11 protein-coding genes are annotated in these 13285 nt (G+C 40.0%); 2 read left to right on the top strand and 9 right to left on the bottom strand.

The window, feature by feature from the left end; translation table 11 throughout:
- Positions 1 to 18: 18 nt before the first annotated feature.
- The 7 genes from HGG78_RS08250 to HGG78_RS08220 form a co-directional block, all read right to left on the bottom strand.
- Positions 19 to 2106: a chemotaxis protein CheA gene (locus HGG78_RS08250; protein WP_172532593.1), complete on the bottom strand. Its 2088-nt coding sequence runs from the start codon at positions 2104 to 2106 to the stop codon at positions 19 to 21.
- Between the two features lie 60 nt (positions 2107 to 2166).
- Positions 2167 to 2526: a response regulator gene (locus HGG78_RS08245; RefSeq protein ID WP_053308943.1), complete on the bottom strand. Its 360-nt coding sequence runs from the start codon at positions 2524 to 2526 to the stop codon at positions 2167 to 2169.
- Positions 2527 to 2549: 23 nt separating this feature from the next.
- Positions 2550 to 2813, bottom strand: a complete 264-nt coding sequence (locus tag HGG78_RS08240; protein ID WP_053308942.1) for an STAS domain-containing protein — start codon at positions 2811 to 2813, stop codon at positions 2550 to 2552.
- 628 nt (positions 2814 to 3441) lie between these two features.
- On the bottom strand, positions 3442 to 4311 hold the full coding sequence (locus HGG78_RS08235; RefSeq protein WP_172532592.1) for an NAD(P)-dependent oxidoreductase: 870 nt from the start codon (positions 4309 to 4311) through the stop codon (positions 3442 to 3444).
- 183 nt (positions 4312 to 4494) lie between these two features.
- Positions 4495 to 5211 (bottom strand): YebC/PmpR family DNA-binding transcriptional regulator, encoded by a 717-nt coding sequence (locus tag HGG78_RS08230; protein ID WP_053308940.1) that lies wholly within the window; start codon positions 5209 to 5211, stop codon positions 4495 to 4497.
- Between the two features lie 89 nt (positions 5212 to 5300).
- Positions 5301 to 5510, bottom strand: a complete 210-nt coding sequence (locus HGG78_RS08225) for a DUF3283 family protein (protein WP_053308939.1) — start codon at positions 5508 to 5510, stop codon at positions 5301 to 5303.
- Between the two features lie 160 nt (positions 5511 to 5670).
- On the bottom strand, positions 5671 to 5868 hold the full coding sequence (locus HGG78_RS08220; protein WP_053308938.1) for a PA3496 family putative envelope integrity protein: 198 nt from the start codon (positions 5866 to 5868) through the stop codon (positions 5671 to 5673).
- 438 nt (positions 5869 to 6306) lie between these two features.
- On the opposite strand from HGG78_RS08220, the gene HGG78_RS08215 reads away from it, so the two are divergent.
- Entirely contained in the window at positions 6307 to 6768 is a 462-nt protein-coding gene (locus tag HGG78_RS08215; RefSeq protein WP_254068170.1) for a transcriptional regulator, read from the top strand.
- A 64-nt stretch (positions 6769 to 6832) separates the two neighbouring features.
- Here HGG78_RS08215 and HGG78_RS08210 read toward each other — a convergent pair whose 3' ends face one another.
- Positions 6833 to 8401, bottom strand: a complete 1569-nt coding sequence (locus HGG78_RS08210; RefSeq protein ID WP_172532591.1) for an alpha/beta hydrolase — start codon at positions 8399 to 8401, stop codon at positions 6833 to 6835.
- A 373-nt stretch (positions 8402 to 8774) separates the two neighbouring features.
- Positions 8775 to 10751 (bottom strand): replication initiator protein RctB domain-containing protein, encoded by a 1977-nt coding sequence (locus HGG78_RS08205; protein ID WP_172532590.1) that lies wholly within the window; start codon positions 10749 to 10751, stop codon positions 8775 to 8777.
- Positions 10752 to 12060: 1309 nt separating this feature from the next.
- Between HGG78_RS08205 and HGG78_RS08200 the strand changes: the two genes are divergently transcribed.
- Entirely contained in the window at positions 12061 to 13278 is a 1218-nt protein-coding gene (locus HGG78_RS08200; protein ID WP_053308935.1) for a ParA family protein, read from the top strand.
- The last annotated feature ends 7 nt before the right edge of the window (positions 13279 to 13285 follow it).

Raw genomic sequence — 13285 nt, 5'->3', positions numbered from 1 at the left:
TCAAGTTGTTTGGGTATATTAGGCTGCAATAATTTTGGATGAGGGATTTGAACGGCGATTTGAGTACGCTGAAATTAAACCTTGAATATCTAATATCAGAGAAACTGAGCCGTCGCCTAAAATCGTAGCGCCCGAGATACCGGATACTTTGCTGTAGTTGGAATCTAAGCTTTTAATCACAACTTGCTGCTGATCCAATAACTCATCGACCAATAGCCCGACTCGGTTGCCTGCCGCCTCGACAAAGCAAATAATCCTATCGCTTAACTCTCCACTTTCCCCCATCTCAAGCTCATCTTGCAGACGTAAGATAGGGATGTTTTCTTCCCGTAAGCGGTACAGTTCAACCCCACCAGCGGCATATTTGATGTTGGCATGATTAATTTGAATAGATTCGATGATCGTCAGAAGAGGAATGATATAAACTTCACCGCCTACTTTAACCAATTGCCCATCCAAAATGGCTAAGGTGAGCGGTAAGCTAATGGTGAAATGACTGCCTTTACCAAGCGTTGATTCCACTTCAATATGGCCACCGAGCTCTTCAATGTTTCGTTTCACCACATCCATGCCGACACCTCGACCAGAGATATCTGAAACTTGCTCTGCTGTTGAAAAACCGGGGGCGAAAATGAGGTTAAGTATCTGTTTATCAGAGATGTCTTCACGCCGAGAGTCTTTAGGAAGCACACCTTTTTCTATGGCTTTTTGCCATATTCTTTCACAATCAATACCTGCACCATCATCTTTTACTTCAACAATAATTGAACCACCTTGATGGTAAGCATGGAGTTCTATCGTACCGGTTTCCGCCTTGCCTTGATCAAGGCGAAATTGCGGCTGTTCAATACCGTGATCAATGCCATTTCGCACTAGGTGCACTAGTGGATCAACAATGCGTTCCAATACCGTTTTATCTAACTCGGTGTTTTCTCCGACAATATTCAGTTCAACTTTCTTTTCAAGCCGACCGCACAAATCTCGAACTAAGCGAGGAAAACGGCTAAAAGCAAAACTCATGGGTAACATTCTGATATTGAGTACATTTTCTTGTAGATCTTTACTATTTTGCAGCAGTTGAGCGAGGCCAGCTTTAAGTTTTTCCAGCTTATCCATACTGAAATCATTACCAATTTCAGTCAGCATTGATTGCGTAATGACTAACTCCCCCACCAGGTTAATTAAGCTATCAACTTTATCGATATCAACCCGAATTGAGCTAACACTCGATTCGGGTTTCGCCGCTTTAGTTGCTTTAGGAGAAAGGTCAGAAGTTGGTATCGTCACAACAGATAAGACGTCTTCCTGCCTATTGCTCGATTCTACTGTCGGTTGATCTGCATGAGGAGGTGTCATTTGAACGCCGATCTCTAGCCGTGAAATCGCCAAGTCACATTGATCTTCAACCCATTCGAAAATCTCACGAATATCATTTTCATCAATGCAACCATTTAAGGTAATCGTCCAACCTAAATAGCAAAGTTCAGCCTCGATTTCAGCAAGCTCGGGGAGAGTATCTTGCTGAACCTCTATAGTGCATTGCTCATCGAGTTCTTTGAGTTCGCGTAAGAGTCTCAATGGATCATTACCGCTAAAAAACAGTTCTTGATGAGGCGAAAAGACGATCTCCCAACGGGTGTTTGCATTATGATTTTCGAGAGGGCTCTTTAATTCAGCGTTTGGTTGCTGAGCATTATCCAGTACTTGCTCTTCATTACTTATCGACAATAACGCTTGCAAAGAATGGCTAACTTTTTGTTTAAGATCATGATCAACATCGATACCACTTTCGTATCCTTCGAGCATGTTTCGGATGCAATCGCCACCTTTAAGGAGAATATCAACACTTTGAGCAGTTAACGTTGCTTGTTCATTTCGCACCAAATCCAAATACGCTTCAACCGAATGAGTGAACTCACTGATATCAAGTAAGTTAAACGTAGCGGCTCCACCTTTTATCGAATGAGCGGCACGAAAAATAGTATTAATGGTCTCGTTGTCAACCTCGAGAGGATCAAGGTTAAGTAGTACACTTTCAAGTACTTCAAGATTTTCACGACATTCTTCGTAAAACATCTTGCGCAACATTTCCATGTCTAGAGCCATAGATATTCCTGCCAATTGATATTGTTATTTATGATGGTGTTTTTTTATATGGTTCTATTTTTAAATAACGCGTTTCAGTGTTTTTAATAAAGTGTCAGGGTTAAATGGCTTGACCAACCACCCCGTTGCTCCTGCTGATTTTCCCTCTTGCTTTTTTTCCATACTGGTTTCAGTCGTTAGCATTAAAATGGGGATGAATTTGTACTGTGGTTTCCCTCTTATTGCTCTTACCAAATCAAACCCGCCCATGATAGGCATATTGACGTCAGAGATAACAACGTCAAACTTTGTCTGCTGCGCCTTGCGCAACGCATCACTTCCATCATTGGCTGTTTCAACCTCATAGCCCGCATCTTTCAATGTGTGACTAAGCATTTGGCGGATTGAAACAGAATCGTCAACAGCGAGAATCTTTGTCATAGATTTTTCCTTACAAAACCCGATTACTCTGCGAACAGGCCTTCTAAAGCCAGCACTGTAATCCCTTCAGTGAGTGTATTTGTTGCGTTTACTAAGCTGATATCGATGTTGGCATGCCTCGCTGTCATAAAGAATGAAGCGAGTAATTGAATTCCTGCGGCATCAACATGTGCCACGAGAGAGGCATCAATGCGCAGAGGGGAATTTTGTTTAAGCCATTCTAGATATTGAGCTTTGGAATCCAACACCGTTGAAATTTCCAAAGACTCAGCCAACGTTAAATCCATACCAACCCTTATGTATTATTATTTTTCTAATTATTTTGTTTTAAGCCTGATTTTGAGTGTAGAAGGTAATACTTAATTAGCAAGCGGCTGCATAACAACAAAAAGAGAAGATAAAAAAGCAAACAATACAGAAAAAAGTTGTAACTCATTAATAATTAAAATTTTTAATCAGAGATAGTAAGACTAAAAATAATATGAAACATGACTTGGGGAACTTCATTTCAATAAATTATTTACAGTGTAAACTTTATTTATGATCCAACATTTTTGAGGTGAAAAGCTATAATTTTAAAGAATATAAACATCGGTAGATGGGTGTTTATGTTACCCAACGTTAGCAAATAACTTAAATACTATTCACAAGATTAGTTTGGAATGATTCAACGAAAATATGCTAGTTCAGGCAGGAAACGAAGACTAATATTGTTGATATTTACACTACACCCAAACAACTTGAAGTCGCAGGTAGGCAACAAGTGAGTTCATCCCCATGAGCATAGATAAACTATGTGATTGGAGTAAACGAACGTAGCAACACCGCTGCAACTTCAAGCAGGAAGGGTATATCAATGTGTTGTAAAAAAGCCCCTAAAGACCAATCAAAGGCTTTTTATTTGTGCTGAAAGTTTTAAGCGTGCTGTTTTATCGCTTTAATGAGCACTGAAGTATCCATTCTTCCATCACCTTGAGCGGATAGAGATTGATAAGCTTGGATCGTATTCTCTGTCATTGGTAGTTTCACTCCTTGGCGCTGTGCTTCATCAAGGCAAAAACCTAAGTCTTTAATCATCCAATCAATGGCGAATCCATAATCAAATTTGCCCATTGACATATTCACCGCACGATTTTCCATCTGCCATGAGCCTGCCGCACCATTTTTTAAGCAATCCACTAAAGTAGCAATATCTAACCCAGACTTTTCCGCCAAAATAAGTCCTTCAGACAAACCATTTAATACCCCTGCAATGCATATCTGATTGACCATTTTTGCGCGCTGACCTTGCCCTACTCTCCCCATCAGTACCGATGATTTACCATAAGCGGCAAAAATAGGTTGCAGCGTATCGAAGAGAGCCTGGTCTCCACCGCACATAATTGTCAATACACCATTTTCAGCGCCAGCTTGTCCACCAGATACCGGAGCATCCATAAAACGAATGCCAGCGGCTACTGATGCCTTTTCTAGCTCTTCAGCAAGCAAGGCCGATGTGGTGGTGTGATCAACCAAAATCGAGCCAGGCTTCATTGCTGCAATCGCACCTGATGGGCTGGTCGTCATACTGCGAACGTCGTCGTCATTACCCACGCAAGTCAGCACAATATCGGCATCTTTAACACAATCGCTTACATTATCAGCAAGCTTGCCTTGGTATTTTTCAACCCACTGCTGCGCTTTGGAATGTGTGCGGTTATAAACCGTGACATCAAACCCCGTAGCTTGCAGATGCCCCGCCATAGGAAAACCCATGACCCCTAGACCAATAAAACTCACTTTCATTGTTTTCTCCTTATATTAGCAACGCGTCTGCCCTAGTTTCGGGATTGCATGCATTATGTCTATGACAATAACCTTCTCGTTATACCTGTTTTTAGTAGGGATAAGGACGAGAAACACACATGCTTTACACGGCAAAGATAAAAAAACCGAGCTAGTAGCTCGGTTTATATGGTTTTGATGAAATTACAACTCAGCGTTATGGTAAACCTGCTGAACGTCATCACAATCATCTAGCATATCTAAGAACTTCTGGAACTTCTCAGCATCATCACCGGTAACTGGAGTATGGGTTTGAGGTACAAAAGTAATCTCTTCCACATCCAAAGTGATATCAGGAAATTGCGTGTTCAAAGATGTTTTTACTTTGAAGAATTCAGTGTGTGGCGCGAATACCGTGATAACACCATCTTCAAGTTCTACATCCGTTACGTCAACATCATCCATCATCAGTGCTTCAAGGATAGAATCTTCATCATCACCTTTAAACTGAAATACCGCTTGATGATCGAACATGTGCGCAACAGTACCTGGAGTACCGATTTTTGCACCAGTCTTAACAAAGCATTGGCGAACATCTTGGAAAGTACGGTTACCGTTGTCAGTCAAGCAATCAACAATAACGCTTGAACCACCAGGGCCAAAACCTTCGTAACGAGCTGGTTGGTAATCTTCACCGCCACCGCCAGCAGCTTTGTCTAGCGCTTTATCGATAACGTGAGCTGGTACTTGGTCTTTTTTCGCCTTGGTGATCAGGTGACGCAAAGACAAATTCATGTCTGGGTCTGAACCACCATTTTTCGCACACATGTAAATTTCTTTACCGTATTTGGAATAAACTTTAATTTTTGCGCCTTGAGTTTTCGCCATTGAGGCTTTGCGCACTTCAAAACTTCTTCCCATCGGGATGATCTCTCTAATTCAATTTTATGCGAGGGATTTTAGCAAAAAGTGGGATCATTTCAATTCACCACTTAGCAAAGACATGAACGCTACGCAACGCCCATCACTCTTTTGTATTTGTTCACCGACTGCAAAAACCACTCTTTCTCTGTCTCACTGGCAATCTTTGATTGCTGTTTCGTGATTTCCTCTGGCCCAGCTTTACCCTGCTTAAGTTTCCAAATTAAAAATGAGGCTTGCTTATCAAGTTCCACTTTATTTTTTTCATCAGCAGGCAGTAAAGAAAGGTTGAAGGACATGAGTTAGCCTAGATCAGTAAATACGTGGCACGAAATATAGCATAGGAAATGGGAAAATTAAGAATAGAAATGTGCGTTTTGTCGGTATGAAATCAAGAAAAACGAAAATACAAAGGGTGGTACCAAGACCACCCTTGTGAATTTAATCGTGGGGCACACGTTAGTGAAGTATACCTAGCTCCTTTGCTTCCTCAATGGTTAAACCACTTTCGCGAATCTCTCTCAATGCTTCAATGCGGCGACGAGCTTCGGCTGATTTAAGGTTTTTAACCGGTTTTTGAGTTTCTACTTCTTCCGTGAAGTCCCACTTACTTGCAATATCTGTCATTTCGTCATGGTTAATAGAATTAATGGACATTGTTACCTCCGAACAAACCATGTAAGGGACACGTAATCTTTAGCAAAGGGACCGATTGTTGTTAAGAACATTTAGTTCATAATGTGATTGGCGCTAGGGTTTCTGGAATCTAATTAATAAATCCCTCACTTATCCTTTGCTCAACTATCAGTGTAGAAGTACATTTAAGAAATTACCCTAAAAAATGTGTTCTGATCCAGCTCTCATTTTGGCTCTCCAGCCCCTATTCAACCTAACTCTCAAGCCATTTCCCCATATAGATAAATACTCAAAACTAAACCAAACTATACCTAAGCAACTTGAAGTTACCGGTAGGCGGCAAGTGATTGGGGTGAGCAACCGTAACCAACACCGCTGCAACTTCAAATAGGAAAGAGATATACAAAGAAGTTTTGTTTACAGATGGATAGTCAATCTAAGCGATTGGAAGGAGTGATTATGTCAAGGTTATTGATTTGGTTACATGCAATGGAAACGCTTCATCAGCAACGAAACGATACTCAATGGCAAGCGCTTAAACAGTTACTTATCGATGTACCAAGGAGTGTATTTGGGCCAGATCTCAATGACAATCAAAGTAAAGCAATTGCTTACTTTTTGGATGGTTGTCTACGTTTATTTCAACACCAGCAAACCAATCAACCAGATGCTGCCTTTCAATATTTACAGTTTGCTTACGCCAAACTACAGCAGACAAGTGCCGATCCGTTAACCGACTTAATTATCAAAGATTGGTGCATGAAACGGCTGCAACATATTATCGTTCTTTCTCTCGAATTTTGCCAGCAGCAGGATCAAACTCAATGGCACGCCATCGCTTCAGGCTTAATTGATGCGCATGTAAGCTTTATGGCGTCCCTTTCATGGAATGAGGATCAATTTATCTACATTAAAAACTAATAGTAAACAATGCCCCCTTACAACCGCTTTATTGGCTATAAGGGCGCGAACTTGTTACCTTATATTAGTTCATATCAGCAACATACTTAAAATCTTGAGTATTTAAGCATGTAGTATCTAAACTAAGCATATCTTCAGGCTCATTGATCGAGCTAAGAACCAAACTTTTCAGACAAGGAGCCCAATCTTGAGCATCTGTCAAAATACCATGAGAGCCTTGGTCGTAAGTTAAACTGAGCATGTTCGTGAACTTGTTAGCAGACACATCAGCGAGTGCTGGTGGTGTAATACCATCGTTGGCACCATTCAGAATGAGTACCGGATAATTTACAGATTCCATAGACGCATAGAAGCTACTATCAACAGGCTCGATGTTAATTGCCTGACATGCTTCTAGAGTCAAGCCAAAATGAGTACTGCCATCTACTGCTTTTTGCACTGCAGAGCCCCACTTTTCTCGACTCTCGTGATGACTCGTGTAGTACTTTGGTTTAACAGGTTCTTCAGCACAAATATTTGCTAACCCCATTGCAGCAAACTGACTAGGATATGAAGGATCATAGGAATTAGCTCGAAGAGTAATTAGAGTATCTAGGAGAAACTCAATATTTGCCTTAGGCTGTTTAATAAATTCAACTGGGTTTAATTGCCCCTCAAAAGGTTTATTATCATCACGCAGCATACTTATCGTAGTCAGATAATTTAGAAAAATATCATAGTATTTGTCGTCTATTTCAGTAAGCTTAGTATTTAGTGCTGATTTAAATGTCGCTTCATCACAATATCCAACACTACGACGGCACACTTCAAGAATCCTGTCTAGTGCTTCATAGTTTGACCACGGCATATCCTGAACACCGTTCATTTCAATAGGAAAGACGCCATCTAATACCATCATTTGAATTGCACTGGAGCTCTGATAGCCAGCTTTGATCTGCTTTTGCTCTTCACGAGCCATAGTCATGGCAAGACGCGTACCATATGAAACACCATAAAGTTTCCATCCATCTTCAATTTCCTCAATTTCTTCCAGTTTTTTTTCTAGCAGCAGTAAATCGAGGGCATTGTTTACATTTGTATACTGGTTTAAGTCCACACCGTCATTGACATATTTGTTCTTACAACCTCTAATTTGCTGCGCAGTACCTGAGTCTTCAAAGTCGCAGCTTAAAGAAGGAGTAGAGTACCCCGTCCCACGCTGATCAACAAAGTAGATATCATGATTCTCGGACAATACAGATAATTCACTATTGCTGTATTCAGCCCAATCAATTGACATCCCTCCAGGCCCGCCATTGAGATGTATAAAAGATCCTTTTTTGATACCTTGAGAGGCCGTTTTAGCAACCGCAACTGTAATTTTTTTACCATCTGGTTGTGAGTAGTCTTCTGGAACTTGCAAAAACCAGCATTTCTCAACGGTATTTGGCTGAACATAACTATTGCCAACTAGTTGCATCTGGTTACATTGCACTGGTTGTAGAGACACTGAGTGTGTCGATAGCGTAGATAAATTCGGGAAAGCATTGCTGCTCAACGCATTACTGCTCACCGCTGAGTTGCTTTTTCCATCCTCTCCTCCACACCCTGCAATCACTGCGCTAATAGTTAGTAATAATAATTTGCTTTTCATTGATGAAATGACCCTAAAAAAAATAGAGCCAGATTGTATTACTGCTTATTTCGGTAATATACGAAAAGAACCTCCCTAATTATGCGCGTTTTAACTAGGAGTCAGAAAAAGATCACGAGAAACCAATCAAAGGAGGATACTCAAAGACAGTATGTTATTAAGATAATTTACCTTGATCATGTTTCCACATATGGAATTTTTGGCAAAAAAAAGCGAGTTCAAAAGAACTCGCGAATCTATTCAGAATGTAGCAATATGAGCCAATCTATCAATCAGATAGGAAAAAGGTTGTCTATTCGTTTTCAAGCATAGTTAATGCCACCAATAGTAATGTCAATTACCTGTCAGAATTGTGTTGTTAATCTGTTTGTTACTAAATGCCAATCGCGACTTCATCAAGTGCACGAAACACCGATTCATCTAGGTGACCATCATAAACTTGTTTGCAGACTTTACGGCGTACAGCTAGGCCTGAAATTAAACGTTCTATCGATAAGTGCTTATTCTCGTTTTGAGTATTGTATAGCTCGATCAATTTGCTCAATGTTTCATATGGGATTATTTCACCGCTTACTCGTAACCAATCAAGCTTATCTATAAGCTCTATACACTCTTCTTTAATCGATGAAGGTGAGTGACCAGTCATTGCTGATAGCGCTGTTATACTGCGTTCTAGAGCCTCTGGAGAGGTATATTTAGATAGGGTTATCGTGATTTCGTCAGCATTGATCTCAACAAGGTGTTTTCTCTGCTTCACACGACGTCCCAATTTGCCTTTCGGTGACGGTGCTTTGCGTTGAATTGGCTCAAACTCTCCATCAATAATCTCAGCCAGTTCTTCAAGTTTCTGCTTGGATACAATTTCATTGCGCAAAGGATTAGGCAGTGTCGGAGCCATATTACGTTTACCAGCGTTAGTTGTACGTGCGCGTGAATAACGTAAAACTTCTTCAACATCGCACTTAATATCAACTTGGTAGTCCGTGATCTTATTTTTTTCCGTTATTGCCGTTACCGTTAAATGATAACCCCACAGATTAACGATAAAGATCTCATCGTTACCTTTCCCTTCTGATAGCCGTTTCAATTCACGGATCAGATCCATTGAGAAACGACGCCATTCAATGTTACGGCCCAATTTTTGGTTGAGCTCGCTAAGTAGCATGCTGTCTGTGTGGCGACGAGACATCCTACTCCGAAAATAGGAGTACAATTGAAACACTAAGGTATGTTGTTTCAAGATCTCTGGTGGAAATAGGAAGAAATAATCACGAGTGAGCAGCTCTTCGTAGAATGACGGCTCCCAGACTAAAATATAGAGATTGGGCTTGATCCGGATCTCGCCATCAGCGCCCTCGGTTGGCGCTTCTTCTGAGGCGGTGATCGTTCTAGCAATAAAACGGAATCGATCACTCTTAAAACCTTCCGGCATATTTTCACTTAGCCAACGACCAGTCAATTCGTGCAGTTGAAAATCGGTAAATTCAATACGATCAATACTATCGCGAATTGAATCACGAGCAGGCCCACTGTCCTTTTTTCCACGTAACGACAAAATATCCGTAATGTAGAGCGGTGTTTTATTTGGAGTATGGGTGGTATTAAGTTGGTAATCTTCTTGGTGATGATCATGGTATTGCACGGTTAGCGTAAACAGCGCAAATAATGTCATTAAATCATCGACCGTCATGATATTTTTCGACGAGCGGGTTTCAATAATCGCCCGCGTCCCAGAAATTGAAACCATTGATTTTTGGTAACTTTTACGAGTTCTAGGCGGAGCTAATGCTTGATCAATGATCCCAGCCCAGTTGGTTGGAGAAACGACAAATTGATCCGCCTCATCTTTCATAGCTGGTGGAATGTTTAACCCGTGTTCATTGAGCAAACGTTTATTTACTTGAGTTTGAGCTAATGCTTTCGACCGTTTACGTTTTTCGGTTTGTTTTACTGATTCAGTGACTAAACTCGTTGATCCTAGGACTGAGATCAATTGATTAGGGTTGACGAATTTATGTAACATCGTCTTACCAGCTAGTCCTTCCTCGAATTTAACAGGGATCTGTTTAAATAAACCGATGCTTACTGCGGCACGTAAACGTTGCTGAATCGCAGCTCTGGTTAGTTGACCATCTGTTGCTTCGATTAATTCGGTTGTGGATACTAAACCGTCTTGACTCCGAAAGCCTCGTAAGGAGATAAGATTAAGAAGTTCAACAATACTTTTCGTTACGCCTTTGAAGTGTTGGTATTGCTCAACCCAATCTACGGCTGCCTCAGATATTTCAAAAAGATGACCATCTTTATGACTTCTTGGTGCTTTGATCAGTATTTTTTCGTCTGAGTTCATTATTGGATCCGTATCACACTGGCCGTAATATCGCTATAGTTCCAACAGAGTAAAGAAAAAGAGATCATAAATAAAGAAAAATTTATTGCTTTTAAACAACTGATCTTTTTGATTATTCTGATCTATATTGATTATATGATCTAATGATCAGGAGATGTTTTTTACTGTAATGTACTGTTTTTTAATGATAAAAAAAAAACACCCTCCGAAGCATGATCATCGTGGTTATGAAAACATGATCAATGCTTAGGTGAAAGCATGATCAATATTTCGTTGAACGATGATCATTGCAGTCCTGAATCAATGATCAACGTATTCTTAAAAGCATGATCATCATACATCCACAACTTATCCACAGTAATGAAGTAAAAGTTATCTATTTTTCAATCATAAGTCGAAATTGAACTAACCTTTGGCTACGGAACAATGATCATGAAAAGTATTCTTTCGTTAATTTTGGATACGGTTTGTACGATTTCATCTCAAAATAACAATGTCATGCTTTGCTGTTGGTGTTATTGGGTTGCAAGCATATTGCAGCAAGCATGATCAAGGCCTGAATTGAATGTTCTTCACTTCGTTTCTGTTTTTCTACATGTCGTATCAACAGAAGAGAAATACGCTCGCACTTGATTCCATCTACAATCCCCGTAATTTAAATGAGATTTTACATGCTTCCGTAGATATTCTGTACTTGATCATTGATCCGTAAAAGATCAGGTTCTATTGCGGGAGCTTAATCAACTTGAATGCGATAGATTACTCTTGATCATTGTTCCTAAGTGTCCATTTTTATCAAGAAGCATGATCATCAAATAATCCTTGATCATGCTTCCACCATTTTATAGTGATCAAAAGCTATTTCTCACCGAGCACGATCGATTTAGTGCGAACTTGATTGATGATTTTTATTACTATTTTCTCACTATGTCGAATGAAAATGACACTAGCCGTAAATTACAGAGATTCTATAATCGTTCCGAGGGTTATTTTTTAAAGGAGCTATAACTTTTTCATATTTTTATTATCGATGGAATTTACATTATCCCATTCTGGTTTATGTTTTACATTTTCCAATCAATGTGAGTTTACATTGTAAATAAGTGACAACGTAATACTTTCAATCTTTCCAAGTTTGTTGAGATAATGCTGTGCATTTTGCGTTTATAAATTGGCCACTAACATTAAATACCTAATTTATTTTCTATTTAATGTGACATTACTCTAAAAGTGAATGTTCACCTTTTTATTGTGTATTGTATTTTTTGCTGTACAATTCTTACTTAAGTACCTATTACGGAATTTGGCAATGAAAAGAGAACAAACGATAGATAATCTCTACCAACTCGCAGAATTGACGCAACAAGTTCAAGCTGACCGTATTGAAATTGTTTTAGAAGAGCGAAGTGATGACCACTTTCCTCCAATGTCTAAAGCACTAATGGAAACACGTTCTGGTTTAACTCGTCGTAAGTTGGATGAAGCAATTACTAAATTGGAACAAGCCGGTCATCAATTTACTAAGAATAATGCCAATCATTATTCTATTTCTCTTGCTGAAGCGCACATGCTAATGGACGCTGCAGGTGTGCCTAAATTCCATCAACGTAAAAAACATGGTGACCACAAACCCTGGATTATTAATGTTCAAAACCAAAAGGGTGGCACTGGGAAATCGATGACGGCGGTACATTTAGCCGCTTGTCTAGCGCTGAATTTGGATAAACGCTACCGTATTTGTTTAATCGACTTGGACCCTCAAGGTTCTTTGCGCCTATTTTTAAATCCGCAAATAAGTCTATCTGAACACAGTAATATCTACTCGGCAGTTGATATTATGCTCGATAATGTACCTGAAGGGACGGAAGTCGATTCTGCGTTTTTACATAAAAATGTCATGCTGCCAACGCAGTATCCAAACTTGAAAACCATTTCAGCTTTCCCCGAAGATGCGATGTTTAATGCGGAAGCTTGGCAATATCTTTCTCAAAATCAATCGCTTGATATTGTGCGTCTTTTAAAAGAAAAGTTGATAGACAAAATAGCCGATGATTTTGACATGATCATGATTGATACCGGCCCACACGTAGACCCGCTAGTGTGGAATGCGATGTATGCCTCTAACGCGTTATTGATTCCATGTGCTGCAAAGCGCTTGGATTGGGCATCAACAGTCAATTTCTTCCAGCATCTGCCAACGGTGTATGAAATGTTTCCAGAAGATTGGAAAGGGCTCGAATTTGTACGTCTGATGCCGACTATGTTTGAAGATGATAACAAAAAGCAAGTGTCGGTTTTAACTGAGATGAACTACTTATTAGGCGATCAAGTCATGATGGCGACGATTCCTCGTAGCCGTGCATTCGAAACTTGTGCTGACACCTACAGCACCGTATTTGATCTCACCACCAGTGATTTTGAAGGTGGTAAAAAGACGCTAGCAACGGCACAAGATGCTGTGCAGAAAAGTGCATTAGAGCTTGAGCGCGTACTGCATAGTCATTGGTCATCACTTAATCAGGGGTAAATAAAAC

The organism is Vibrio aestuarianus (assembly GCF_012395185.1).
Taxonomy (GTDB): domain Bacteria; phylum Pseudomonadota; class Gammaproteobacteria; order Enterobacterales; family Vibrionaceae; genus Vibrio; species Vibrio aestuarianus.
The sequence above is the reverse complement of the archived record's forward strand: the minus strand, read 5'-3'. Positions and strand labels throughout refer to the sequence as shown.

Coding starts and splice junctions, on each gene's coding strand:
- HGG78_RS08250 (WP_172532593.1), bottom strand. CDS start 2,106: ATGGCTCTAGACATGGAAATGTTGCGCAAGATGTTTTACGAAGAATGT.
- HGG78_RS08245 (WP_053308943.1), bottom strand. CDS start 2,526: ATGACAAAGATTCTCGCTGTTGACGATTCTGTTTCAATCCGCCAAATG.
- HGG78_RS08240 (WP_053308942.1), bottom strand. CDS start 2,813: ATGGATTTAACGTTGGCTGAGTCTTTGGAAATTTCAACGGTGTTGGAT.
- HGG78_RS08235 (WP_172532592.1), bottom strand. CDS start 4,311: ATGAAAGTGAGTTTTATTGGTCTAGGGGTCATGGGTTTTCCTATGGCG.
- HGG78_RS08230 (WP_053308940.1), bottom strand. CDS start 5,211: ATGGGAAGAAGTTTTGAAGTGCGCAAAGCCTCAATGGCGAAAACTCAA.
- HGG78_RS08225 (WP_053308939.1), bottom strand. CDS start 5,510: ATGTCCTTCAACCTTTCTTTACTGCCTGCTGATGAAAAAAATAAAGTG.
- HGG78_RS08220 (WP_053308938.1), bottom strand. CDS start 5,868: ATGTCCATTAATTCTATTAACCATGACGAAATGACAGATATTGCAAGT.
- HGG78_RS08215 (WP_254068170.1), top strand. CDS start 6,307: ATGTCAAGGTTATTGATTTGGTTACATGCAATGGAAACGCTTCATCAG.
- HGG78_RS08210 (WP_172532591.1), bottom strand. CDS start 8,401: ATGAAAAGCAAATTATTATTACTAACTATTAGCGCAGTGATTGCAGGG.
- HGG78_RS08205 (WP_172532590.1), bottom strand. CDS start 10,751: ATGAACTCAGACGAAAAAATACTGATCAAAGCACCAAGAAGTCATAAA.
- HGG78_RS08200 (WP_053308935.1), top strand. CDS start 12,061: ATGAAAAGAGAACAAACGATAGATAATCTCTACCAACTCGCAGAATTG.